Raw genomic sequence first — 26,219 nt, 5'->3', positions numbered from 1 at the left:
ATTCAAAATTACGACTACCATGGTTGTTTAAAATGGCATGGAGAGACGGTAAAGCTAGCAAATCACGGTTGTTCTTATTTATGGCATCCATTGTTTTGGGGATTGCTGCCGTAGTTTCCATTCAGTTGTTTAGTGAAAGTTTAAAGCAAAATATCCAATTGCAGTCTAAGGCAATGATGGGTGCTGATTTTATTATTGATAGCCGACAAAAACCAAATGCCAAGGTACAATCCATTATCGATTCGTTAAAACCTGCTGCTTCCGAAGTTAATTTTTCTTCAATGGCATTGTTTCCGAAAAACGGAGAGAGCAAATTGGTTAAGGTAAGGGGAATAGAGGGTGCTTTTCCATTTTATGGAGAATTAGAGACCGAACCCATTACTATTGCTAACACCTATCAAGAAGATGGTGGGGCATTGGTGGATGCTACGTTGATGTTACAATATAATTTAAAAAAAGGGGATTCCATCAAGCTAGGAAAGCTCATATTGCCAATTGTTGGAGCTTTAAATTCTATTCCAGGTTCTACAGCAGTTGCCAGTTCGGTTGCTCCTACGGTATTAATTCCCTATCGTTTTATTGAAGCCACGGAATTATTACAATTTGGAAGTCGCAAGGAATACCAATATTTCTTTATTGCACCGCCTAAAATGGATTTAGGTTTATTAAATAAAAAATTAGACCCTATACTAGATGACGAAAATGCCGATTTAGACACGCATATTAGTACAAGCCGACGTGTGGGACGTAGTTTTGAAAATGTGAGTAAATTTTTAAATCTCGCAGCATTTATCGCATTGTTACTGGGATGTATTGGTATTGCCAGTTCAGTACATATTTATATCAAGGAAAAATTAAGCCAAGTAGCCGTATTGAAGTGTTTGGGAGCTTCAAGAAAGCAGTCGTTTTTAATCTTCTTGATACAAGTAGCTGGTATTGGCTTGCTTGGTGGGTTAATTGGAACAGCCATCGGTATTGGATTGCAACAAACTTTTCCATTGATTTTACAAGAGTTTTTACCTTTTGAAGTACAGGTTTCAATTACACCGCAACCCTTAATTATGGGAGTATTGCTCGGAATACTCATGTCAGTTCTATTCGCATTGTTGCCATTACTTGGCACATGGTATGTTTCTCCATTGGAAGTGTTACGGGTTACGGAAAATAATAACAGTAAACCAAAAAAGGCGAGGACATTTACATTTATTGCCATCACCCTGTTTATTTACTTGTTTTCATTTTGGTTGCTAAAGGATTGGCTTTTTGCATTAGCTTTTGTGGTGGGGGTTGCTATAACTTTTTCAATTTTGGCAGGTATAGCGGTATTGTTTATGAGGGCAATTAAAAAATATTTTCCTAAAACTTGGGGATTTACAGCCCGTCAGAGTTTATTAAATCTATATCGCCCAAACAATCAAACCATGGTTTTGATATTGGCTATTGGTCTAGGTACGTTCTTAATAAGTACCTTGTATTTTACCAAAGATATTTTACTGGCAAAAACCGCATTGGAAAAAAGTGAAGAAAATCCGAATATTATATTGCTGGATGTGCAGCCTGACCAACGAGAGGCCGTTGCCAATAATGTAGAACTAAAAGAACTGTCTGTATTGGACAATATCTCGCTAATTACCATGCGTGTACACAGCATCAAAGGTCAATTAGCTAATGATATAAGGAAAGACAGTACATCAAAAATAAGCAATTGGGTATTGAACCATGAATTTAGAACTACATATCGTGACTCACTTATCGCCTCGGAAGAGTTGATAGCGGGGGAATGGATCCCAGAATTAAAAGAAGGCGAACCTGTTGTAATTTCCCTTTCTGAAGATCTTGCCCAACGAGCAAAAGTTGACATCGGTGATAAAATTGTTTTTAACGTACAGGGTGTTTTGATGGAAACCACTGTGGGCAGCCTTAGAAAAGTAGATTGGGCACGGATGCAAATGAATTTTACAGTCGTTTTTCCAAAAGGTGTTTTAGAAAATGCACCGCAATTCCATGTATTGACCACTCATGTTCCTAATGATGCCAGTGCGGCTTTGTTACAACGTGATTTGGTGAAAAAATTCCCCAATGTCTCTGTGATAGATTTAAGACAATTATATTCTGTTGTTGAGAATATTCTCGATAAAATCTCTTGGGTAATTAACTTTATGGCTTTCTTCAGCATTCTTACTGGAATTATTGTGTTAATAGGCTCTGTAAGAACTAGTAAGCATCAGCGAATTAAAGAAAGTGTTTTATTAAGAACCATGGGTGCCAAAAGCAAACAGATCTTACAAATTACCGCACTCGAATATTTGTATTTAGGAATTCTCGGTAGCCTTATCGGAATTCTTTTGTCATTAATTGGAAGTCAAATTCTAGCAACGGTACTCTTTAAAGAACCATTTGTACCTTCATTAATTCCATTTTTAGTGTTTTTACCTGGCATAACCGCATTGGTATTATTTATTGGGTTAAGTAATATTCGGAGTGTATTGAAAAGTCCGCCATTGGAGGTGTTGAGGAAGGAAGGTTGATTTTATGGTGCTAAATTATATTTAAAAATTTTATTAAATTTATTTTTTAAAATTTAATCTTATTATTAATCGAAAATCTTAAAATATATAAATTATGAAAAAATGTATTTTGCTATTTGCCTTTTCCGTATGCACATTAAGTTTATTTGCTCAATCTCTTAGTACCACTACTGAAGTAAAAATTGGAGACGTCTTTGAAATTGGGGAACCGAAAACAAATACTTATAAACATATTAACTTTCCTAAACCAAACATTATAATAAAACGGGGCGGGATAGTTAATTACAATAAGGTTAAAGGCAGTATGGTGGTAATTACTTCTGTTAAAGAGAAAGATAACGGTACTATTGAGGTAAAAATTAAACGTAAAGACGGAGGGCGTTTTTTTGGCAGCCACCATGTTATAGAAGCTGATTTTAATAATGCTTTATCCTCAGGTGAATTACTAGCTGAATGAATTTATCCTTATTTTAAGCTGTAAGCACCTTTAAAAATCAAATAAGAGAAATTAAGTCAATTAATATGTTGTATGTCAAAAATATAGCACCATCTTTGCATTTCAATATATTATTATAATTTAATTACATTACAATGAGTAAAGGAACAGTAAAGTTTTTCAATGAGTCTAAAGGATTTGGATTTATCACTGAAGAAGGAGTAGAAAAAGATCATTTTGTCCATATTTCTGGATTAATAGACGAAGTTCGTGAAGGCGATAGCGTTGAATTTGAATTGCAAGAAGGCAACAAAGGTTTAAATGCGGTTAACGTAAAAGTTATCTAATACAATATACTTCAAATTTTATAAAGAAGCCCATCAATATTGATGGGTTTTTTTGTTTTCATTTATCAAAATTAAAAAGGAGCTAATTCCTCAGAGTTTTAAATAGTTTTTCGTAAATTTAACTGCCTGATTAAAATACAGTTAACATTCTAACCTAAATATAAAGAAACCATGAAAACAACAAGTGTTAAAGCCTACGGAACAGATGCTCCTGAAGCAAATTTAAAACAATTTGACATTAATAGAAGAGAAGTCACCTCAAAAGATGTAGCCATTGACATCCTATTTTGTGGTGTTTGCCATTCCGATTTGCATTTTGCACGTAACGATTGGGGTATGACACAATATCCTGTAGTACCCGGACACGAAATTGTGGGTAGGGTAACCCAAGTTGGGGACGGTGTATCAAAATATAAAAAAGGGGACTTGGTTGCGGTCGGTTGTTTAGTTGACTCCTGCAGAACCTGTAATAACTGTAAAGCCGACTTAGAACAATACTGCCCGCAATGGGTGGGTACTTACGGTGGTTACGATAAGCACTTAGATACCAATACACACGGGGGTTATTCAGAAACCATAGTGGTAGATGAAGCATTTGTATTAAGCGTTCCTGAAAATTTAGATCCTGCGGGTATTGCCCCTGTATTATGTGCTGGTATTACAACTTGGTCACCTTTAAGACACTGGAATGTGGGTAAAAACAGTAGGGTAGCGGTAGTGGGTTTAGGCGGATTAGGACATATGGCGATTAAATTGGCACATGCTTTGGGTGCTCATGTTACCTTGTTTTCAAGATCTACCAATAAAATAGAAGATGCAAAGGCATTAGGTGCCGACGAAGTAATTATTTCTACAGATGAAGCTCAAATGGAAAAAGCCATGGGACGTTTTGATCTTATTCTTGATACCGTTCCGTATGCACATGATTTAAATTCTTATGTAGGCACATTAACTACAAATGGTACGTTGGTAGTGGTTGGTTATTTGGGCCCATTAGACCCTATGTTGGTTACCGTACCCATGATTATGGGTCGTAAATCGGTTGCGGGTTCATTAATTGGAGGTATTGCCGAAACACAAGAATTATTGGATTTCTGTGGAAAACATAATATTACTTCAGATATTGAGGTAATTAATATTCAAGAGATTAATAACGCTTATGAGCGAATGCTGAAAAGTGACGTTAAATACCGATTTGTAATTGATATGAAATCGCTTAAAGGTTAAACATAAATAAATATTTTATTGTAACCTGTTGGCATACAGATGTGTTGCAACCAAAAATTAAACATTCTAAATTAATCTAGGTAAAAAAGAATAGGAGGGATGTAGGAGTTTTTACTACTTGGCTGTTATAATAATGACGGAATATAAATCGTCATAATTATTTAAGCCTTATACAATGAAAACAAAAATTCTTAAAAAAACTACCTTACTATTTCTTTTGGTAATTTTTTGCAATGTATCCATAAATGGTCAATCATTTGAACCAATTGATAAAGCACCACATGATATTTCTTATTTAAGAACCAATAGGGCCACAAAGCCTATTGTAAAAGTTATATACGGGCGGCCGCAAAAAGCCGAACCAGTGGTTTTTGGTAACCAAGTTCCCTTTAACAAAATATGGAGAACTGGTGCAAACGAAGCTACAGAAGTTAAATTTTACAAAGATGTTGTATTTGGAGGTGTTGTTGTACCAGAAGGAACCTATGTGTTATATACCATTCCCGGTGAACAAGAATGGGAAGTAATTTTAAGTTCTAATGTAGATGTATTAGGGGCATTTGAATACAATCCCGCATTTGATGTTGCCAGAATTTCTGTACCGGTTTCAAAAGCAGAAGAATTGGAATCATTTTCAATAGCGTTTAAAACAAAAAATGACTTTACACAAATGGTATTGGGTTGGGATACTACTAGAATAAAAATTCCTTTGGTAATAGAAAGTCAAGAAGGCTTGGCCAAATTATAAAATAACAAACAAATCATAGCAAATTAAACGTTCTGATACTTCGGTATTAGGGCGTTTTTTTTATTTAAGAGAGCCTGAAATGATACAAGTCATTGTATAATTCGCTTGTTTGATGTAACTTAGAACAATTAAAATTCAATTTCACCGGTACAAAAAAATATTGAATTAAGAAGTGAAAAATAGGATGACTGCCATAGCATGTATTTTTATGATGATTGGTTTTGGCCAGGAGGATTATACGGCCAAAAGGGAGATAATGGTCAAAACACAACTAAAAGCGAGAGGCATAAAAGATAGTGCTACGCTTTCGGCAATGCAAAACGTTGCTCGACATCTTTTTGTTCCTGACAACATGAAGGTACATGCCTATACAGATGGTGCATTGCCTATAGGTGAGGGGCAAACCATTTCGCAACCTTATATTGTCGCTTTTATGACCGAGGCTCTTCAGTTAAAAGAAAGTGATAGGGTATTGGAAATAGGCACAGGTTCTGGCTATCAAGCAGCCATTCTGGCAACGATTGTAGATTCTGTTTATACTATTGAAATTGTTAAGAATTTGGCTTCTGAATCTAAAGACAGATTAAAGGAGTTAGGTTACGCCAATATTACTGTAAAATGGGGCGACGGTTATCATGGCTGGCCTACAAAAGCACCTTTTGATGCTATTATGGTCACCGCTGGTGCCGAGAGCATTCCCCAACCCTTACTCGACCAATTAAAAATGGGTGGTAAGATGATTATACCCGTAGGGCCCAAAAGTGATGTGAGCCATTTGGTATTGGTTACCAAAAAGAAAAATAAAATTACCAAGAAAAAATTATTACCGGTACGATTTGTACCTTTTACTAGGGAGAAGAAGGGTGGTGACAACTAAAATAATAAAATAGGAGTGGTTATATAATAACTATTTATACTTTTTTCCAATTAACTCCTTATCTAAATTTGATAAATTATTATTTGTATTAAAAGATTGATTACTGTTTTTTAAGAAAGAGCTAGGGATTTCATAAATCATTATTGATTTTGGATCAAACTTTGTTGCGTCAAGATGATTATATTGACCAAAATTATACCTATGAATAACGTTCCAATATGTTTTCTCTTTTGACCATCCATGATTGTCCAAGTAATATTTTTCAACAAAAGGAATATCCCATTCAAGAGGTGAATTTGGACTAGAATGCTCATGAATCAAACCAAGAGCATGACCGAATTCATGTAATACTATACCTCGGTAATCTTCAAAAGTTTCTTTTTGAATTGAGGTAAGACTCATTGATGGTATAGTATCTCTTGAAGATTTTCCAATTACTGACCAATACCCTGAGCTATTGAATGTGATTGTAATATCTGACTTACCATTATTTATGAAATTAAATTTTACAGCAGACCATTTTTCCCATTCTTTTGCATACTGCTTAACTCTATTTTGATTAGTGGCATCACCATCCATAAATCTGACTGTAATATTATTATTGTCCCAGATTTCTTCAAAGATAATCGCAGACTCAATGCCAAAAGATTTTTCATTTAATTGTTCAATAAACTCTTTACTAAATGATTGTGATATCGAATCAAACTTATGTGAAGCTATTTTATATTGAACAATATCATTTTTCCAATTTTTAAAATTTTCAACTTCTGATGATTCGTTAAAGATTAAACCCATAGTATCTCTAATTTCATTGGTTATTGAAGAAAATAAGTAATAATCTTTCGGACTATTCGAGGTTATTTGTGTGCATAGCCCTTCAATCCCTTTCTTATTCTCATTGACAATTTCTTTTTCGTTAGTGATATTGTTAATGTTTTTTTTATCACTTTTACAGTTATAAATTATTAAAAGTGAAAAAATAAAGAGTAATTTGAAATTTTTCATATAAAGTTATTTACCGATTTTATAATTTATTGACAAATACCAGTTCCACTTTACATGTGTCTGAATATCATCCTTAAGTTTAGCATCATCTGACATTTCACCAATGGAAAGTTTATTTAATTGGTTTTGAAATGCAATTAAAGGTCCTCCTGTGATAGAAAACTTATCTCGTATCGAAATACCAACCCCAATTGGGATTAATGGTGTTTTTATTCCTTGTGTAATACCAATTTGAAATATAGGATATAAAATATCTCCATTTTTAGGTCGATAAATAAAATTCAAATAGGCAGCAGTTTAAAATAAACTGGATCCCCCTGAGTTTCTGTAACTAGACCATCTGAAATTCCAAAATTTTTATATTCAAGGGGAGTATAAAATATACCTGCTGAGACAAACACCCCTAATCTACCCTGACTTTTATATACTTTCAAATTTGTATTATTTTTTGAATCTTCAATAGTTGTCCCATTTTCGGATTTAGAAATTGCAGTTAACTCATATTGCCGTACCTTCTCGAATTCCCAATTAAAGGAATCCTCTTTAATCATGTTATAACCTCTTGGATATTTATTATTATCAAATTCATCTGAAAATTTTTGAAGCTTTTTATTCAATAGAGAGAGCTTATCAATGGCGTCACTATGTTTTTCCATTTTTTGAGAAATAATTGCTTCAATTAATACTTGTTTACTGCTAGTTAAGTTTTTAAAAATATTATTTTTATCTAAATCTTTTTTATCCAAAAAGGACTCTATTGTTAAATAATCTTCTATTAATAACTCTTTGATTTTCTTAAGTTTAGAATTCGCCTTTTTTCGTTCTTCCAGTAATTTTTTCTCGATATCTTGAGAAATTTTAAGGTTTTTATTAAATGAATCGTAATTATTCATTTCTGATTTATACAAAATTGAATGACAATATTTTATCCAATTATTAACTGTCTTTTTATTGCTCTTATCTACACTTAATCTAAAAAACAGTTCAGAAAATAAATATGTTTCAACATCTCCAATTCCTTTTATTGTTGTCGTTATTTCATCAAAGGTTTTTAAATAGAGATTCTCTAAAAGTTTACTTTTATCCAAGTTTGATTTAAACATTTGCACCCAATCAAATAAAATTGGAGATTCAGAATTAAATTCTTTAATTTTATCATTTATCACTTTTATTTTTCCTTCAACTTCATTTTTTTCAACTTTGGTTAATTCTTTATAGTTACTTACTGAACTTACCGTAAGAACTGCCGCACTACTTTGGGTTCCAACTGGGGATAATGTCGGAATATCTGCGGGAAGCTTAGCCATAAATTCCGCAATTGCTGTATAATTGGGATCATCAATCTCACTTGATTTTAAGCTAATATCAGTTTTAAGAGGATTATAAAATTCTAAGAAAAGTTTTATAGTATTATCGTTGTCATTTCCTATTTGAAACTGCTTAGTTGCTCCTTTCTCTATTTTATAAAAATCTTGTTCAATTTTTGCTGAATTTTTGGAATAAAAGAAATTTTTACCATCATATGATAGATAAATTGCCTTGTCAATTTTAGTGCTGTGTAACTTATCAAATACGGATTTGTCTTGGGCATTCGAAAGTAAAAATAATGATAATAATAGAAGGGTCAAATAAGATTTCATAACGGAGTAGGGGTTAATTGATTGCCAAACAACTTATTACGACATTTCGCTATCAGTCAAGGGGATTTTTCCCCTTTTTTAACAGGATTTTTCCTGTAAAATTTAGGGTGTTTTTCCCCTTTTACAACTTATATAAAAAGGTTAATTTTAAAAGTTTGTTTTTCCCGAACAAGGAAATGCTTTTATAAAACATGAGTAGGAGAGTAGTGGAGTGTATGTAGAATGATTATAAATAGTCTATCATTCCTGTATTTATGGTTTTCGCACAAAATAATTCTTGTAAAATTTACTATATTTAAAGTCTCCCTTTTTAATTATTTATAGTAGTGCAATTTTATTAATTTACAGTTGTAAGAAATATCCATGCAATTAATTGTATAACAATAATTAAAATACTTAAATGTCGCTAAAAGAAAAACTGAAAAGTATAAAACCAAGAGAAAATAGTGGTTCGGTATCGGCCAATAGATTTGACTATCAAAAGAACTGGGCTATTTGTAAGCTTATTGATCTATCTAAAGAAAATGATTTTTTATTAGCGTTTGAGTATTATGAAGATATAATTGTTTTTAATTCTTCTGATAATCCTGATTCAATCGACTTTTATCAAGTGAAAACTAATAATAAGCACCACTCATTATCGATGCTTTTAAGAAGAAGCCAAGGAAAAAATTCTATTATAGGAAAATTATTTAAAAATAAAATTTCATTTGACACAGAAACTAAATCACTCAATTTAATAGCTAATTGCAATTTCAAAGTCAAGCTAAAATCCGGTAAAGAATTCAGCACATATTTATGTTGCAATGACCTTGATGATTCTGAAAAGAAAAAATTGAAGGAAAAATTGATTGACGAACTAAGTATAACTTGGTTTGAGGAATACTTTAAGATTCTTTTTTTAAATAAAAGTGATTTAACACTAGACCATCACTCTGATTTAACTCAAATAAAATTAAGTAACTATATAGAATCCAACTTTAACGATGCCCAATTTAAACCATCTCTTGCATATAGAACAATTTTTGATCAGGTAAAGAGGAAAAATAACTATGAAAAGCAACTTAATTCTTTTGAAGGGTTGGTCAAACATAAATCTATTTCAAAAGCAGATTTTGAAAGCCTTATAAAAGTAGTTGTAAAGGAACCTAAGAGAATATATAAGTTAAAAAATGAAATAATTACTAAACTAGATAGTGAGGGTGGTGATCTGCAATTTAGACGATTTTTTAAGAAAAATTGGTCTAAAGTAGAAGTTGAATATTTAAGGCCTAATAACTTATTATTCAAATCAATTGCTGATAAAATAGAATATGTAATAGATGATAACGGAGGTTTACTTGGAACCAAATTAATTGAATCAATGAGTAAAATACTACCTCATGTTTTAAGTGATAAAATTGTGAAAGGACAGCGTTTATATGACAAGAATTTTATCAAAATCATGATACTAAAAGAATTGTGTGATGGAGAATAATTTTAAAAAATTAGTAAGAAGTTTAAGGAAGAAAACATATGAAAAAACTGGTTTTAGAAGAACTAATGATAATGTCTCTAAGGGAGAAAAAGGCGAAAAAAATAAAGTTCGATTCTAAAAAAACATTAGTAAAGGGTACAAATCAGGTAGGTAAATCTTCTTTAATAAAGAGTATTTATTACACTTTGGGTGCAACCCCAGCAACCATGCACAAAAATTGGTTAAAAGCTGAACCAATAAGCCTTCTCCAATTTAGGCTGGATGAGGGGACTTTTAAAGTTTTAAGATTTGATAAAAAACATTTTATCGTTGTTGATAACGATAATATTTTACACTCTTTTAATTTCAAAGAGTTTTCTGAATATCTGAAGAATCTACTGGATTTCCAATTGATTATAAATAGTAGGCAAGGGGCTCCAGAAGTTCCACCACCTGCGTATTTATTCTTACCATTTTACGTCGATCAAGATAACAGCTGGTCAAAGAATTGGTCATCTTTCGCTAACCTAGGACAATATAGTAAATGGAAAAAGCCAACTGTAGATTATCATTCAGGAGTTAAAGGGAACGCTTACTATAAAACGAAGTCAGAATTAGATTTTACAAGACAAAGTTTAGAAGAAACTTCAAAAGAAATTGAAGCTCTGAATAAAATCTTAAAGAATATTAATAAAAAATTAAAAGAGGATGTTGTTAGTATTACTGTTGAAGATTTTAATTCGGAAATAAAAGAACTACTTGCTGAATGTGAGGAATTGAAAGTCAAACAAAATAGAATAAAACAAGATTTAAGTTTATTGTATGATAAGAAAATTCAAATTGGTGCTGAAATTGATTTAGTTGAAAAATCAATTAAGGAATTGGAAAAAGATTATAATTATGCCTTAACCAATTTAGAAGATGATGTAGATTGCCCAACTTGTGGTGCAAATTATGACAATAATTTTGCAGAACGTTTTTCAATTGCTGAAGATGAAGAGCGTCTTGAAGAATTGTTGGTTCAGTTGAGAGGAGATCATTTGAAAATAATAGATAAAATTAAAAGGTATGATTCTGAATTTATTGAGACAAAGTCCAACTACGAAAGAATACAAGAAGTACTAAACGAAAAAAAGTCTGAAATTAAACTAATTGATATTATTGAAAGTGAAGGTAAAAAAAGAGTGAAGGCTATATTTCAGAGTGAACAATCGGATATTTATCAAAAAATTGGTGCTGCCGAAATAAAGAAGAAAGCTCTTGAAAGTAAACTTAAGGAAATTGATAAAAAAGGTGAGGACAGAAAGGGTAAAATTATGACCCTTTATCGATCAAGCCTTTCAACCTATTTAAAAGAACTTAATATAAACCTAGATACTTTTTCTGAAAATGTTTTTCGAAGAATGGACTCTCCAATAAATGAGACTGGAAGTGCATTGCCAAGAGCATTATTGGCTTATTATTTTGCCTTTTTAAAGGTAATGAGTAAATATTCCACCTCAACATTTTGTCCAATAATAATTGATTCTCCTAATCAACAAGAACAGGATAAAACTAATTTGGAAGCCATCTTGGACTTTATAAATAAGCATCAACCAGAAAACACTCAGTTAATTTTGGGCATTGTTGATAATGATGAGAATACATTTGATTTAGATGAAAAAGAATCATTATTAAAGAGGGATTCCTTTGAAGAAGTTTTCGACATTATGAAGCCATTATTGGATCAAGGTTTATTTAGTGACTTATCTCTTTTTTAACGACCGTATAACATTTTGATTAATACAATCCTTCTAAGCAAAAGCTTATTTGTGCAAGTAGGAGAATTAGGTGTGCATATTTTAGGGGTTTAGTAATAAAGTTTCTTAATAGTGTTAAATACGCAACGAATTTCAAAGCAATCCTAAAAAGTTACAATGTTAGCTAATCCACGAGAATTGCATATTTAAAATTTTCTTGACCCAAGTACCGAATATTAAAATTTTAAAAAGTTGATATGGCGGGAATAGAAACTAAAGTTACTTGGAAGTTATTGAGCCGTAATTTAGTTCACGTTATTCTTATTTTCTTATAAGGAGTTCATGAAATCGTTGATTCGGCGTAGCCAATACTTCGTATTTGCTTTAACATATTTCATAAAACAAGATGGTCTAGTAGACCATTTTGTTTTTGAGAAAGTTGATGCGGCTGCCTCGATATAATCCGCCTGTGGCGTAGTTTATATCTATAATTATGTTAATCAGCGGAGCTGAACGCAAATTACTATAATTGTCCTATAATTTATAGTATGTGAATCAAAATTTTTACTATCTTTGAAGACAAATATAACAAATTTATCTCAAAAATGATACAGGAAGTTTTAAATTATAAAAACATTTTGACTAGGCTTGATGAACTAATAAGCAATTCGCCTTATAAAAACAATTTCATTATTGAAACTGCTGGAATGTCCGCACCTACATTTTACAGAAAATTAAAAAATCATTCTTTCACAGTTGATGAAGTTTTAAAAATACTCCGATTGTTACGACCAGAAGAAGCTTCACTATTAGAATTAAAGGAAAGTATTCAGAGAGGAAAAGATGATTATAAAAACGGTAACACTCATAAGCATCAAGATGTGATTGATGAGATAAAAAAAGAACTGCTGAAATAATGCTTCGTACCCTCATTGATAGATTAGCACAAACAAGATTATTTGAGGAAAATTCTGATATTGTAAGTAAAACTTTAACAGTAATGCTTTACGTACTTGCAATAATTTTAGGTTATCTCATTGCTCAACTTATAAGGCTATTTTGATATTGTTGATTTAAACTACTCTTTAGGTTTTTGATAATTGTTCCAAAAAGAAATTAGTACAATCTTATTTTTATCTATTTGATAATACAATGTAATTTGCTTGACCACAATTAACTTATAGCAATCCCAAACCTTATCGTATCTACCAATTTTAGGATGTACCTGTATTTTTGAAATAGCATCATAAGCAGAATCTACGAAACCCTCTACTACTTTTAAGGGCCATTCCTTTTTTAGATAATTCACATTTTGCTTAAACGTTTTTTTTGCTTCACTTGTCCAAATGATTTCCATACTCAAATTTTGATTTTGCTAATTTATGATTTTCTGATTTTACAGTTTTTCAATTTCTTCGATTTCTTGTAAAAAAATAATACATCGGGGTTCAAGGGGTACGACAAAATGCTGATAATGTCGCACATTCAAATGGCTCTAAATGCGACAAAAAAGTTACCTTTGAGGGATGAAATACCCAAAGGACAATTACAATGGCTATAATCGCATGAAAAACCGCCACAAGACCCTGTTTTTGTTACCGTTTTTAATGATTAAGGAATTAGTGTTACTGATAATTCGGGGGATTCGCAAAATTCTAAAGTGATTACTGGAATTTACGTTTATATTGCTGTAAACACCATTTATAAAGGCTTAAAAGCATAAAACGGTAATTACTGCGATTTAGCTCAAAATCGGCTTGTAACAACTCTCGTTTCAGTTCTCGACCGAAATGGGAAAACGTGGTTTGGTCCATTCGGGAAAATTGCAGTTTCAAAACTGCGGGATTGACATTTTTAAAATCCATAATTTGCATCTAAACAATTGATTTACAGTAAGTAAGATACAAAATAAATTCCAATAATCCTACATTTATTTTACTTTTTTTTCAATCCCAATCTTTGGTTTTAGCACCAAACCCAAACACATTTTTTTATTTTTTTTGACTTTTTTTTAATAAACTCTGCGAAGCAAACCGAGGGCTTCTGCATTTTTGACGGATGCCTAAAATGAAGAAAATAATGACGCTTATTTTTTCATTTTTAAATTTGGCAACAATGCAGAAGCCCCCTCTTTTCCTTTTGCTTATGGCTTAACGGAAAAAAACAAGCTAGAATTAAGCATAGGAATACTTGGACTAGGCGTATTATAGTGAAGCTTTTTTTTGCGGTAAGACATAAATATTAAAAATACCTAGTGCGGTGGCAGTAGCGTTTGAGGTGGTTGCAAGTGTGGCGGATGATGCGGATGATGGTGCGAAGTGGCTATTTTACATAGTTGCCTTATTATAGGACAGCTTTGGTTTATGCGGTTGGTGTAGTGGATGTTCCTATAATAACCAATTATGTTAAATATGCTTTGAAAGTGTGTTTGAGCAAAGGCAAGAACAGAGGCTTTTGAGGAACGAAAAAACTGGGCTTGACTTTACGAGCGGACGTAGGGCGGATGCTTACTGAAAGTAATATTAACTCGTAGTTTGCTTGGAAGTTCTTACAGTAGCTTTTCGCGGATGGAAGATTTTGCAAACAGACTACAACCTTATTGGGTTTAATAACTGTTTTTAAGGTTTGTTAAATTTCTTTAGGCCTAAAGGATTGATGAAGCTTAGAGTGGCTTAAATAAATTTTCAGCCGTTGGGAAAAACTGTTATTACATCCCGCATTCCAACTAATTTGAAGAGGCTATTGTATTTTTATTTTTTTCTGGAAGATGAAAATAATTGATTGTTCCTGAAACAAATATATCTGTACTTATTTTCCTGTTTTTAACGGCTTCTAGCTGGTCTTGTAGTTTTATCAATGTCTTTGACCTTTTAGGCGTAAAACCTGCTGTAAAGCTTTCTAATTTGATTATTTCATTTTTAATCTCGTTAATATCGTAACCAGTTAGAGAGGTGCTATTTTGCAATTTTGCATTTAATTTTTTCAATCTGTTCATTGCCTTGTAATATCTACTGTTGCCATGGCTTAAGGCATCTTCCTCTAATTTTATCTTGTATTCTAATTCTTGTAATTCGCTGAATTTGTTATTGTTCAAACTATCCTTTATAGATTCGATATAATGTAGATTATATTCATTTTTCAAATCAAAATACATACTTGATTTTAAATCATCCTTTGTAACCAAATCAATTGACTTGTTAGCAAATATTTTTCCTTGAGAAATAAATTTATTTGCCAGTATTTTATTAATGCTATCTACCGTAATATTTGAAAAATTAGAAGTGTTTACGGTTAGAACATCCTTAGTTTTTACAGGTTCTAATTTGTGAATTAATTGCCCTTGCCTATAAATGTCAAGTGTTATCAAAGTATCGCTTAAAATTATACATTTTTCAAAATCCGCATAGACTAAAAATCCGCTCGATGTGTAATTATTTTGAAATAAATCAAAATCGTAATTTACTTTTAAAAGTGTATTTGAATTTTTAAATTCTCGTTCTAAATGTGCAATATCATTGAATTTCTTGTTATAGGTAAACCAAAATCCGTTTTGAAATAAATCTTGTAAAAAGAACACCATCAGAGCAAAAATAAACAATGCTATTCCCTCTTGTTTTAGGTTTCCTGTTGTAATTCGTAAATCAACATTCGCAGGGATTACACACGGATTTCTATAAATAGGGTAGAAGAGTGGTATGCCCTGAATTGTAGCCATATCCAATAGGTAATGCGAAAAGACAGAAAAAAATAAAATAAGCGAAGCTGAATGTCCTTCTAATCCAAAGAATTGAAAATGCTCTAGCATGTACATTGTTACAGTTAGAAACGTTATAAAACCTATGGAATGCGTTATAGTTCTATGACCAAATTTAATACTAATCCAACGAGCCAAAGGATAAACAAGTTTTCCGATAATTGACTTTGTATGGTCTATATCTGGAATGAGAGAACCGATAATGGTTAGCGAAATGTATAGCGGATTTGCAAAAATATTTACATTCCACAACGAAGCAAATATTCCTGTGATTACTATTCCGCCCGCTATGTGATTCGGTGCTGTCATTTATGCTATCATTAATTCGTGATATCCGGAATATCGATTTTAATTATGCTGTCGTAATTTAAACCGGGTTTTGCTTCTGAAGAAAATAATGCTATCGTTTTTTTCAGCAGCTTTGTTCCAGGAACATTTTTTTGCTATCGCTTTTGATTGAGCTCTTGTTTGGCCATAAAAATTTTGCCATCAGTTAGAAACTGAAAACAACGTATTTATTGCACTTTTAATTTTACTGGTATTCTCAAACAATTCTAGGTGTTCAGATTTTAATTTATAATATTCCTTTTGCATTTTTCTGTAATACTCACGTTCTTCCAAAGCGGATTGAACCGCTTTTGATTTTGAATTTATTCGAGGTTCATCTTTCATTATTTTTGCGAGTTCTTTTTCCGCTTTGTCCGATAATTTTCTAATTGTAAATGCCATAATTCAAATTTGATACTATTAAAATTGCACAAGCAATAACGTACTGAATAATGATTTTACTCTTTTTGTACCAGTTAGAACTTGTATGTAATTTAACTTTGGTTTCAGTTTCTTTTATAATTTCCCCGATGAGCAATATTTTACCCGTTTTTTTACTTTTCAGTTCTACCATAATTTTAAAATTTCACTTATACAATAACCTAGAGCAATGGTAAGTAAATAAATTATTATAGTTAAAATCTTACTGATAGTGTCGTAATGTTCATCAAATAGCTTCATCTATACAAATCTTTTCTTAAGTACCGTAAATAAAGGACGTGATACCAATAACAATATCAATCCTATTGACCCTATAAACCTTAATGCGGGTTCGTCTAACTCTCTACTCATATAACGCATAGCTGTAATTACTCCAAGAACAAGTACTATTAAAAATGTCATATCGAATTCTTGCAAAGCCCCAACGTGTTTTATTTCTCTAATTATCTGATTAGTTAGAAACGGTTCTTTTCGGTATCGTGCAATTAGTTCCGTTATAGCCCTCGGATTTCCATTTGTTTGTTCGTAGATATGATTTCTAAACAACTCCCAATTTTCTACTTCTAATCCGCTAGACAACTGTTGTATCAATTGCATTGCATGATTTCTGTTGAGTTCTTTTAGTTTGTGTACTTCAAAATCCCATATCCAAGCTGTATCATTAGCTTTAATGCTTCTCGCACTAGCTATAATAGTGAAAGCTTCGGACAGTTTTTCAATAGCTTTTTTAGCCGATGGTGTTACACGAGTAATATCATCTATAATTAAAATGTATTCTTTAGGTTCAACAGAAGCAACGATAGAACTACACAAATGAGCCACGTTTTGCCGTTGTATTCTTTTTTTTATTTCTTCAACTGTAAAGTCTTTCCATAACACAGAATTAACGGTTTCCTTATCCTTAAACAAATAAAGCAGTATTTGTACCAAACTTTGTTTTATACTGTCTGTATCGTCAAGCCTTAGTATTTTTTTAGTGGTTTTGATATTCTCTAACAAGTGAGATTTACCAACTCCAATAGGACCTACCACAACAGTGTTAACTCCTTTCTCTGAATTGTTTTCTAGTAGCTGTAATTCCTTATTTCTACCGATAGTAAAATAGGACTCCGTAAAATCTAGATTGATAAGTTTGGTTTGTTTTTCGGGTGTAATTCTTCTAGCCAGTTTTTGCCATAGATTCAGTTTTTTAGATGTAACCGCGTTGACACGTTCCTTTAATTTCTCTGTGGGAATTTCTGCGTATATCAGAGTGGTATTATAATTTCTATGCCCCAACATTTCTTTAATTTCAGCTAATGAAGTACCGCTACTCAAATGATGCGTAGCAAAAGAATGACGTAAAGTGTGAGGATGTAAATTTGATATATTAAGATTGAGAGAATGACGTTTTAAGACCTTCCAAATTGTTTTTCTATCCAAATGACCTTTTTCGGAATACGATGGAAATACATAGCTATCTGCATTAATATCCAGTTTTTTAGTATTGTTGAGATATTCGCCAATAGTTCTATATAACCTATTGGACATTGGAATGGTACGAAGCTTTATTTTATCTCCTTTTTTCAGAGATTTAATAGTAATGGTCCTTTTTTTAAAATCAAAGTTTTTGAATTTTGCCGTGATGGCTTCCGTAACCCTTAGACCGCAATCTAGCATTAGCAAAACGATAGTTTTATGCTTAATGTTTTTAATGGCTGAAATCAATCTATCGGCTTCGTCTTTCGATATGTAGTGAAATTGTTTTACTAGCATGGCAATTTTTTTTAATGGTTATTCTGTATCGTACATCAGTACGGTAATATTTTCATTGTAAATTATTTGGTTAAAGTTAGTTATATGTTTGATTCCCGTCATAAAATTATCCTCTGTAAGAGAACTGGAAACATTATAATTGTGAGAAATATCAAAGTTAAATTTGTAATGGTTTTTGACCAATTTACGGATTAGAATATCATCTATGGTTAAATCTTCTACAGTTAGAAAAATACTATCGGGCAAGTCTTTAGGTTCTCCGAATACCTGACCAGTTATAGGAATGGTTTGAATTTCGGGAACATCGTTTGGCGTTGTACAAGCCACGAACAATAGCAAGATGATTAAATACTTCATAATTCTTTTTTTACTGCAATTGATACCACTTCTATATCATTCAAACCAAGAGCAACTGTGTTTAAATGAACTTTTAATACTTCCAAATTATCATAATCAGCTTCATTACCACAAGTGGCATAATAGTGTTCTAAATCTTCAATACAGGTTTTAATTTGCTGTTTTTGTTTTTCAGATAATTTCATAATTCTATTTTTTTATGCAATGCCTTAATTTCTACAATTTCGCATTTTTTATGAGTGTGTTTTAAAGATGATAATTTGCCCAACCATCGTTGTAATTGCCCGTTATGCTTGAAAAGTATATTTTTATCAGCTTCATTTTTTTTAGTTGTAATTTTTTTTTTCTTCATTTTATGCTTTTTTACTTACCATGTTACCCAACCCTTTGTTTATAAGGGATAGGGTAGGGTAGGTAGGTTATTTTGTTCTTACCCATGTTACCCTTTTTATTGGGTAAGATGGGTAAGATGTGGGTAAGATAGTATCTTACCGAAGTTACCCACATCAAAATATTGCCCTTATTAGGATTATTGTACTTTGGGTAAGATGGGTAACTTACTATCATTGCTTATTTATTTTTTACTGTAAAATCAAATTGAGATTCGGGCAATTTTTGTTTTACAATTGGACGGGGTTTCCGTGTTGAACTCGTTGTAGGCATTCTTTCGGGAAGCCCCAACGTTTTTCCTGTCCTTACCACTTGATATTTATAAACTCCCTCATGCTTTACCCTAGGGAATTTCAACAGTTTTAAAGCACGACCCACACCAACGGAACTTAGTCTGTTAAGAGATGAGTTGGCTTTTATAAATATTAAAATTTCCGTAGCCGTTTGATGTTCCATTTTATCGAGATTCAATTCATTTGGAACTTCAAAAAGCAAACTAATAATTTCGGTTTCAGCTGTACGAACTTGATAGGCTTGGTTTCTCAATTCATTGTTTTTTACATCTTCTTTGGTAAAGCTTTCATCAAAATATACATCTTTGGCCAGAGCGAATGCTTGGGACCAAATTTTGTGAATGTCTATTTTTTTAGAGTAATCCCAATCAATTGCGGAAACATCGAAAACCAACCAACGAACGGAACCCGTAGGATCCACCAAAAAATTTTCCTCATTGGTTGAGCCGATAAAATTCGCAATTCTTTGTACGGTTTCCTCACGCCTTGCATACGGCAACCTAACACGTATTTCATCCATAGAGAACAACGCTTTTAAACCGTTCAAATCCTTTCTGCTAATGCCATCCAGTTCATCTAAAATTATAAATGTATTGGTAGCTAGTTTTAAAATATTGTCTTTTTTGGAATCTTCAAAGCTTCGGTTAACTGGCAAAGTTGGTGGACAAAGCCATTTTGTAAAATGCGATTTACCTATATTCTGACCATTGCCATTATCGGTAATTATGAAAGCCTGTTTATTGAAATATCCTTTGATTAACATACACTTTACGGAACGAGCCAACCACTTTTTTAAATGATATTCAAAATCGTTAGGATTGCTAGTGGTGATGTACTTGCAAAGGTTTTTTATATGGTCTGTGCCATCCCATTTCTCTAGGGATTTGAAATAGTTTGTAATTGGATTGTATTCCGGAACGAAATCAGATTTTAGAATTGAAATGAGTTTAGCCATTTGTATCTTAATTCCTTTCTTTTGCATTTCTATAAATAAACTATCTTCATTGCAAATACGCCATTCTTTGGCGTTTTTCGCTTTCATTTCTACATCGAGCAAAATAGTATTGAAACGCAAATCGTAATTCTTATATAGATAATCCTCTACAATGTGAAATATAGTTTTGTTGTGTTCCGCAATTTTCTCGGGTTTTTTCTTTACAATAACATCGTCTTTAAATTGTAGAACCGCCTGTAATATTGCGTTATATTCTGCCTTGGAATGTTTAGAGAAATAATCTGCCGTGTCGTTGAATTCATTGGGTAAATCCAACTGCAATAAATTGTAGAGCTCTGCGTATTTCTTTTGTGCAATTTTACCCGCGTTATCCTTTTTAGTACTATCGTTATCGTAACTGATTATAAGTGTCTTGGATAGCTTCTTTAGCTGTTTTATTTGATTGGTTGTGATGTAATGATTTTCCGAACGAAACGTAACTGAAGGGAATCCGTTAGCGTTCAGAATTAGACAATCTTTTTTACCTGCACAAAGTATAATATATTCAGGGTTTTTCGGTAGTTGTTCCAGTCCAAATATATCAGTATTAGAGAGTTTATTTAGAAAGAATTTTTGTGCCTTTTCTTGTTTTGGAATATAGAGTTCAACGTTAGAATTTACACGATACACAAAGCCTAGGACACCTTTGAACAATTTGATTTTAGTGATGTCGTTTTTTTTGCCGTTCCAATATTCAAATTTATCTAGGGCCTGAACTCCGTATTTCTCCAAAACTTTTTTGCTAACATTCCAAGAATCTTTGCACCAATAATCCAAGTGTATTTGCTCAAATTCTTTCGCGGTGTATTTGAATTTATTGGCTTTTGTATCGGGTTGAATTAACTGTAATTCGTTAGCTATGATATTGCATACTTTATTGAATTCGGTTTTGCAGTCGAGTTGGTTTAAGTCGGCTACCAATTGAAAGCAATCGCCTTGATGTCCTGAACTATGACACTTGAAGCTGTTGTTTTTGTAAAGTTTAAATGATGGTTTTTTATCGTCTGAAAAAGGGCTTGAAATATTGCCAGTTGGAAACTCTGTGAGATTGAGAAACTTCAAGAAAATTTCTTTTTCGGAAATTTGATTTAAAATGTTATCTTTGTTCATGTCTAAATGATTTGAGGGAAATACTCAACTCATACAATATATTAAGCTCTGCCACATACGCAGGGCTTTTTATTTTACCGTAAAAGCGAATAGTTCTTTGTTCGAGGTTTGAGATTTTATTAATTAAACTTAAGTATGCGGATTCATATGACTTTTGAAAATTAAGCCATACTTCTAAATTTATTTTATTGTTATCGTACTGGTCTTTTTTGAGGGTGTAGAGTTCTTCGTACAATTCAAAGTTTTTTACTTCACTCGTAATGTTTTCAACGTCTGACTGTATTTTTAGGTAATCGGCTTCCAATCTTAAAAGGTCATTTTCCAATCTGTTGTTAAGTGATTCTTCCAGCTTTAACCTTTCAATTTTGTTACGTTGTTTTTGTTGGGAATATGTGGCAAATGAATTGAAGTTAACACCAACGTTTAAGGCATTTCTATCCAAATCATAATTTACAGATGGCAGTAAGTTCAGCCAAATCAAATCGGTTTTGGATTTTGTCAAATCCAGCAACGTGTCAATTTCTGCAAGTCTTTCCGACTTATAAGAAGTTAGAAGTGTATCGAGCTGAGCGGTTTTATTTTGAATTACCGAACCGTTTGAATTTTGAGCGTGAGAGTAAACCGTTAAAAAAACGACACAAATTTGTACTCCTATGGTAGCGACCCTTATCATAAACAATTGAAAATCAATAATTTCAATAAACAACTATTTAGACATTTGTCTTATAATTTATATTATGTTAAATAGGATATTTCAACATACACCCCATTAACATTAAAATCCATAAAAAATTATTGTGCTATGGGGTTAATCATTACCTCCACTATTTTATTATAGGTACAGTCAATAATCATTTCTAATGGATTATTACATTCTATACAGTCCTCAATAAATTGTTGCTTGGCTTTGTCGGTTTCAATCCATGTAGAACTTTCAACGCTACAATACGGACAGTAAAATTTATGTTCTTGCATAGTTAAATTGGGTTTATATGCTCCTATTAAGAACTTGGTTAAACGAGCTCTAATTGTAAATACCTTATTCATAACGATATAGCTCCGTAAAAATTATACTTTACATGTAGCGTACAGATTCTTTAAAATTTATTTTCATTATTTTCGTTTATATTTTTGATCAGAAATCAACTTTACCAGCTCGTGGACACATGAATTCCGCAAATAAAATAATTTTATTTATTGTTCTTACAATTTCATTTGTAACCTATGCCCAACATTCTGTTGCCAGAGATTGGAATGAACAATTGTTATTCGCCATCCGTAATGATGTTGCAAGGCCAACGTCTCACGCAAGAAACCTTTTTCATAGCTCGGTGGTAATGTACGATGCTTGGGCTATTTTTAATGATGAAGCCGGAACCGTATTGTTGGGGAAAAAATTGGGCAACTATACTTCTACTTTTTCAGGTATTCAGCAGCCTTCTGATAAACAAGCCGCCATCCATGAAGTATTAAGTTATGCCATGTTTAGGTTATTAAACCATAGGTTTAGCAATTCGCCATTGGTAAATACCAGCAAAAAATCATTTTTAGACCTGTTTAATCTCTATGGTTATGATGCCAATTTTATAGCAACGGACTACAGTACAGGCTCTTATGCAGCATTGGGGAATTATTTAGCCGCTGAAATGATAGCTTTTGGATTGCAAGATGGTTCAAATGAAGTGAGTGATTATGAAAATCAGCACTACCAACCTGTAAATCCACCCATACAGCTCAACACCTATATTGAAGAAATTGACATAGACCCAAACCATTGGCAACCCCTCGCCTTTGATGTGTTTATAGACCAAGGTGGGTTTGTTTCAAACTCAAATACACCAGACTTTCTAGGTCCTGAATGGGGACAAGTAACACCGTTTTGTTTAACACCTGATAATCTTAAAGTGTTAAACCATAACTTTAATAGCTATGTGTATAACGATCCTGGGCCACCGGTTTACATTAAAAATTCCAATGAAAACGGAATTGATGATGCCTATAAATGGAATTTCGCATTGGTAGCCGCTTGGTCTGCTCACCTCGACCCTAACGACCCCACATTGATTGATATTTCACCGGCTTCAATAGGTAATGCAGCTATCGATAATTTTGAAGATACCTTTGAGGGGTATAAATCTTTTTATGATTTTATTAATGGTGGCGATTCTGGTAAAGGGCATTCCTTAAACCCTGTTACAAACCTACCTTATACCCCACAATTGGTTAAAAGATCGGATTACGCTCGTGTATTGGCTGAATTTTGGGCAGATGGCCCTGATTCTGAAACCCCACCGGGACATTGGTTTACCATTTTGAATTATGTAAATGACCATCCACTTTTAGAGAAAAAAATGGGCGGTGAGGGTACTACCCTAGATAATTTGGAATGGGATGTAAAATCTTATTTAATGTTAGGCGGTGCTATGCACGATTGTGCCGTAAATACTTGGGGTATCAAAGGCTATTACGATTATGTTCGTCCCATTTCTGCCATTCGCTATATGGCTAGTAAAGGACAAAGTACCGATAAATCACTACCGAGTTACCATCCACACGGAATACCATTAATTGAAGGTTTAACAGCATTAATTGAAAGTGGTGATGCCTTAGCGGGAATAAACAATGAAAATGTAGGCAAAATAAAAATATATGCATGGAAAGGTCCCGATTTTATCAATGACCCAGAAACCGATGTAGCTGGTGTCGACTGGATTTTAGGAACCCACTGGTGGCCATATCAACGTGGCACTTTTGTTACACCGCCCTTTGCGGGCTATGTTTCCGGACATTCCACTTTTTCAAGGGCTGCCGCAGAAGTATTGACAAAACTTACGGGAAATGAATATTTTCCCGGTGGAATGGGCATTTTTGACATCAAACAGAATGATTTTTTAGTATTTGAAAAAGGCCCAACACAAGATATGACTTTACAATGGGCAACCTATAGGGATGCCTCTGACCAAACCAGTTTATCTAGAATTTGGGGTGGGATTCATCCACCTATCGATGATATAAGGGGTCGAAAAATTGGTGAAAAAATCGGAGTGGAAGCGTTTAACTTAGCCCAAAAATATTTCAATGGCGAAGAAATTAATAATAATGATAACGTTAAGGAATGGAGCCTCTTCCCTATTCCATTTACGGATGAAATTACCTTACAACAAGAAAAGCCCGACACATTTACAATAGAAATATACAATTAAATAGGTAAATTGCTGTATAACAAAGAAATAAAACAACCTACCAATACAATTACATTAAGTCTAAAAAACTTAAAGCAGGGTATTTATTTTAGTAGAATTACCAGTATTTCTGACAATACAGTTCATTATAAAAAACTGATAAAAGAATAAACTTCAACACAAATTAACGCACCAACCTCCCGGAAGTATTACCACTTAGTAAATGCTCTACATCAGACACGGTAGCATAATTTACATCACCTTCAAATGTATGTTTTAAGGCACAAGCCGCTGATGCAAATTCCATGGCCTTAAAATCATCATAATGCTGTAAACCATAAATGAGTCCCGCAGCAAAAGCATCACCCGTTCCAATTCTGTCCACTATATGGGTAATTTCAAAATCCACGGTTTCTTTAAACTCTTTTCCATTCCACATTCTAGCCCTTATTTTATGCCAAGATGCATTTACGGAAGTTCTTAATTTCTCAAAAACTTTAGTAATATTTGGATAGGTTTCTATCAATGCTTTTGACGCGGCTTCAAATTCATCATTTGTATAACCGTAGTTAGTATTTAATGTTTCATTGATTTCGTCAATCCCACCAATAAAAATGGTAGAATTTTTTATCAATTCCGTTAAGGCCTCTTTTGCTTCTACGCCATATTTCCATAGTCCACGCCTATACGTTGGATCAGCCGAAACGGTAACACCTTGTTCAATAGCCATTTTTAAGCCTTCCTTAAGTGTTTGATAAGCCCCTAAAGATAAGCCCGGGGTTATACCCGTCCAATGAAACCAGTTGCAATCATTCAAAGCTCTTTTCCAATTGACCATGGCGGGTTGTATTTCAGAAAAAGCAGAATGTGATCTGTTATAGGAAATAGAACTAGGCCGCATTACGGCTCCTACTTCTAAATAATAAATGCCAAGTGGTCTTGGTGATCTGATAATTTCTCGGGTTTGCACATTGTAATTACGCAAATACGCCATAGCTGTATCCCCTACAAAATCATCGGAAATACAGGAAATATGTTTCACTTTATTGCCGAAATTAGCTAAAGATATGGCAACATTTACTTCAGTACCTCCAAAATAAAACTCCAGTAAATTTGTTTGCCTGAATTTTTTATTGCCCTGGGGTGATAATCTCAACAATACTTCACCAAAAGTCACTAATTTTTGCATAATATCTATAATACTAATTATTTTACTAATATATGTTAAATGGACTTAGCAAACAAAAAAACTATGGTCTATTGAGTGGTCTCCTCTCCTAACTCATTTACAGAATCATAAACCAATACTTTTTTCCATAAATCTGAACATTCTTTTACAAATTGCTTATGGTTAGGCTCTTCTTGGTAATTATCGTGGTCCTTTTTATCTTTAAAAGTCACTAGCAAACTATACGTGTATGAATTGTCTATCACTGCACGATCAGTTTTTGCAGGCACACCAATATGTTTCGTTTTAATATAAACAGATTGGTCAATAAAACTGTTCAGTGACTTTTCAAACATGGACCTATCGTCCATGTTTTCAGGATTCTTTAACCAAAAAAATACATGATGTATAAAATTTCCTTGTTCCATTATATTTATATTTTATT

General features: G+C 32.8%; 27 protein-coding genes. 11 read left to right on the top strand and 16 right to left on the bottom strand.

The window, feature by feature from the left end; all coding sequences use genetic code 11:
• Positions 1–32: 32 nt before the first annotated feature.
• The 6 genes from UMM65_RS02335 to UMM65_RS02310 all read left to right on the top strand — a co-directional run bounded on the left by UMM65_RS02335 (position 33) and on the right by UMM65_RS02310 (position 6,163).
• A complete protein-coding gene (locus UMM65_RS02335) occupies positions 33–2,528 on the top strand; it encodes an ABC transporter permease (protein ID WP_321975133.1) in 2,496 nt (831 codons plus the stop codon).
• A 94-nt stretch (positions 2,529–2,622) separates the two neighbouring features.
• Positions 2,623–2,985, top strand: coding sequence for a hypothetical protein (locus UMM65_RS02330; protein WP_321974857.1), 363 nt, complete (start codon positions 2,623–2,625; stop codon positions 2,983–2,985).
• A gap of 134 nt (positions 2,986–3,119) precedes the next feature.
• Entirely contained in the window at positions 3,120–3,311 is a 192-nt protein-coding gene (locus UMM65_RS02325) for a cold-shock protein (protein WP_321974856.1), read from the top strand.
• Between the two features lie 171 nt (positions 3,312–3,482).
• Entirely contained in the window at positions 3,483–4,538 is a 1,056-nt protein-coding gene (locus tag UMM65_RS02320) for an NAD(P)-dependent alcohol dehydrogenase (protein WP_321974855.1), read from the top strand.
• 175 nt (positions 4,539–4,713) lie between these two features.
• Complete coding sequence (locus UMM65_RS02315) at positions 4,714–5,286, top strand: DUF2911 domain-containing protein (protein WP_321974854.1); 573 nt, start codon at positions 4,714–4,716, stop codon at positions 5,284–5,286.
• A gap of 184 nt (positions 5,287–5,470) precedes the next feature.
• A complete protein-coding gene (locus UMM65_RS02310; RefSeq protein ID WP_321974853.1) occupies positions 5,471–6,163 on the top strand; it encodes a protein-L-isoaspartate(D-aspartate) O-methyltransferase in 693 nt (230 codons plus the stop codon).
• A gap of 30 nt (positions 6,164–6,193) precedes the next feature.
• Here UMM65_RS02310 and UMM65_RS02305 read toward each other — a convergent pair whose 3' ends face one another.
• The 3 genes from UMM65_RS02305 to UMM65_RS02295 are packed head-to-tail and all read right to left on the bottom strand — an operon-like array spanning position 6,194 to position 8,808.
• Positions 6,194–7,168: a M12 family metallopeptidase gene (locus tag UMM65_RS02305; RefSeq protein ID WP_321974852.1), complete on the bottom strand. Its 975-nt coding sequence runs from the start codon at positions 7,166–7,168 to the stop codon at positions 6,194–6,196.
• Between the two features lie 6 nt (positions 7,169–7,174).
• On the bottom strand, positions 7,175–7,453 hold the full coding sequence (locus UMM65_RS02300; RefSeq protein ID WP_321974851.1) for a hypothetical protein: 279 nt from the start codon (positions 7,451–7,453) through the stop codon (positions 7,175–7,177).
• Positions 7,450–8,808, bottom strand: a complete 1,359-nt coding sequence (locus tag UMM65_RS02295) for a hypothetical protein (protein ID WP_321974850.1) — start codon at positions 8,806–8,808, stop codon at positions 7,450–7,452. The genes UMM65_RS02300 and UMM65_RS02295 overlap by 4 nt, the downstream gene beginning before the upstream one ends.
• Positions 8,809–9,208: 400 nt before the next feature.
• Between UMM65_RS02295 and UMM65_RS02290 the strand changes: the two genes are divergently transcribed.
• The 3 genes from UMM65_RS02290 (at position 9,209) to UMM65_RS02280 (ending at position 12,920) form a co-directional block, all read left to right on the top strand.
• Positions 9,209–10,285 carry a dsDNA nuclease domain-containing protein gene (locus tag UMM65_RS02290; RefSeq protein WP_321974849.1) on the top strand — a complete coding sequence of 359 codons (1,077 nt, stop codon included), beginning with the start codon at positions 9,209–9,211 and terminating at the stop codon, positions 10,283–10,285.
• 38 nt (positions 10,286–10,323) lie between these two features.
• On the top strand, positions 10,324–12,024 hold the full coding sequence (locus tag UMM65_RS02285) for a hypothetical protein (protein WP_321974848.1): 1,701 nt from the start codon (positions 10,324–10,326) through the stop codon (positions 12,022–12,024).
• 584 nt (positions 12,025–12,608) lie between these two features.
• Positions 12,609–12,920, top strand: coding sequence for a hypothetical protein (locus UMM65_RS02280; protein WP_321974847.1), 312 nt, complete (start codon positions 12,609–12,611; stop codon positions 12,918–12,920).
• Between the two features lie 161 nt (positions 12,921–13,081).
• Here the strand turns inward: UMM65_RS02280 and UMM65_RS02275 are convergent, their stop codons facing one another.
• The 11 genes from UMM65_RS02275 to UMM65_RS02225 all read right to left on the bottom strand — a co-directional run bounded on the left by UMM65_RS02275 (position 13,082) and on the right by UMM65_RS02225 (position 22,399).
• Positions 13,082–13,360, bottom strand: coding sequence for a type II toxin-antitoxin system RelE/ParE family toxin (locus UMM65_RS02275; protein WP_321974846.1), 279 nt, complete (start codon positions 13,358–13,360; stop codon positions 13,082–13,084).
• Between the two features lie 1,368 nt (positions 13,361–14,728).
• Entirely contained in the window at positions 14,729–16,066 is a 1,338-nt protein-coding gene (locus UMM65_RS02270; protein WP_321974845.1) for a metal-dependent hydrolase, read from the bottom strand.
• A 180-nt stretch (positions 16,067–16,246) separates the two neighbouring features.
• The gene (locus tag UMM65_RS02265; RefSeq protein WP_321974844.1) at positions 16,247–16,486 is read right to left on the bottom strand and encodes a hypothetical protein; all 240 of its coding nucleotides are present in this window, start codon (positions 16,484–16,486) and stop codon (positions 16,247–16,249) included.
• Positions 16,470–16,658 carry a hypothetical protein gene (locus UMM65_RS02260; RefSeq protein WP_321974843.1) on the bottom strand — a complete coding sequence of 63 codons (189 nt, stop codon included), beginning with the start codon at positions 16,656–16,658 and terminating at the stop codon, positions 16,470–16,472. Before UMM65_RS02260 ends, UMM65_RS02265 begins: the two co-directional genes overlap by 17 nt.
• A 107-nt stretch (positions 16,659–16,765) precedes the next feature.
• Positions 16,766–18,280, bottom strand: a complete 1,515-nt coding sequence (locus tag UMM65_RS02255) for a tyrosine-type recombinase/integrase (RefSeq protein WP_321974842.1) — start codon at positions 18,278–18,280, stop codon at positions 16,766–16,768.
• An 18-nt stretch (positions 18,281–18,298) separates the two neighbouring features.
• On the bottom strand, positions 18,299–18,637 hold the full coding sequence (locus tag UMM65_RS02250; RefSeq protein WP_321974840.1) for a hypothetical protein: 339 nt from the start codon (positions 18,635–18,637) through the stop codon (positions 18,299–18,301).
• Positions 18,634–18,822 carry a hypothetical protein gene (locus UMM65_RS02245; protein WP_321974839.1) on the bottom strand — a complete coding sequence of 63 codons (189 nt, stop codon included), beginning with the start codon at positions 18,820–18,822 and terminating at the stop codon, positions 18,634–18,636. The genes UMM65_RS02250 and UMM65_RS02245 overlap by 4 nt, the downstream gene beginning before the upstream one ends.
• Complete coding sequence (locus UMM65_RS02240; protein ID WP_321974838.1) at positions 18,819–18,989, bottom strand: hypothetical protein; 171 nt, start codon at positions 18,987–18,989, stop codon at positions 18,819–18,821. Before UMM65_RS02240 ends, UMM65_RS02245 begins: the two co-directional genes overlap by 4 nt.
• Before the next feature lie 218 nt (positions 18,990–19,207).
• Positions 19,208–21,424 carry a VapE domain-containing protein gene (locus UMM65_RS02235; RefSeq protein WP_321974837.1) on the bottom strand — a complete coding sequence of 739 codons (2,217 nt, stop codon included), beginning with the start codon at positions 21,422–21,424 and terminating at the stop codon, positions 19,208–19,210.
• Positions 21,411–22,130, bottom strand: coding sequence for a TolC family protein (locus tag UMM65_RS02230; protein WP_321974836.1), 720 nt, complete (start codon positions 22,128–22,130; stop codon positions 21,411–21,413). The genes UMM65_RS02235 and UMM65_RS02230 overlap by 14 nt, the downstream gene beginning before the upstream one ends.
• Positions 22,131–22,216: 86 nt before the next feature.
• Positions 22,217–22,399, bottom strand: a complete 183-nt coding sequence (locus UMM65_RS02225) for a zinc ribbon domain-containing protein (protein WP_321974835.1) — start codon at positions 22,397–22,399, stop codon at positions 22,217–22,219.
• 191 nt (positions 22,400–22,590) lie between these two features.
• Between UMM65_RS02225 and UMM65_RS02220 the strand changes: the two genes are divergently transcribed.
• Together UMM65_RS02220 and UMM65_RS02215 are read left to right on the top strand one after the other, a co-directional pair.
• Positions 22,591–24,627 (top strand): vanadium-dependent haloperoxidase, encoded by a 2,037-nt coding sequence (locus tag UMM65_RS02220; RefSeq protein WP_321974834.1) that lies wholly within the window; start codon positions 22,591–22,593, stop codon positions 24,625–24,627.
• A gap of 9 nt (positions 24,628–24,636) precedes the next feature.
• On the top strand, positions 24,637–24,777 hold the full coding sequence (locus UMM65_RS02215) for a hypothetical protein (RefSeq protein WP_321974833.1): 141 nt from the start codon (positions 24,637–24,639) through the stop codon (positions 24,775–24,777).
• Between the two features lie 13 nt (positions 24,778–24,790).
• Here UMM65_RS02215 and UMM65_RS02210 read toward each other — a convergent pair whose 3' ends face one another.
• Together UMM65_RS02210 and UMM65_RS02205 are read right to left on the bottom strand one after the other, a co-directional pair.
• Positions 24,791–25,795, bottom strand: a complete 1,005-nt coding sequence (locus UMM65_RS02210) for a sugar kinase (RefSeq protein ID WP_321974832.1) — start codon at positions 25,793–25,795, stop codon at positions 24,791–24,793.
• A gap of 68 nt (positions 25,796–25,863) precedes the next feature.
• Positions 25,864–26,202, bottom strand: a complete 339-nt coding sequence (locus UMM65_RS02205) for a Dabb family protein (RefSeq protein WP_321974831.1) — start codon at positions 26,200–26,202, stop codon at positions 25,864–25,866.
• Positions 26,203–26,219: the final 17 nt, after the last annotated feature.

Origin of the sequence: Aureibaculum koreense (assembly GCF_034296135.1) — a bacterium.
In the GTDB taxonomy this organism is placed as follows: domain Bacteria; phylum Bacteroidota; class Bacteroidia; order Flavobacteriales; family Flavobacteriaceae; genus Aureibaculum.
The sequence above is the reverse complement of the archived record's forward strand: the minus strand, read 5'-3'. Positions and strand labels throughout refer to the sequence as shown.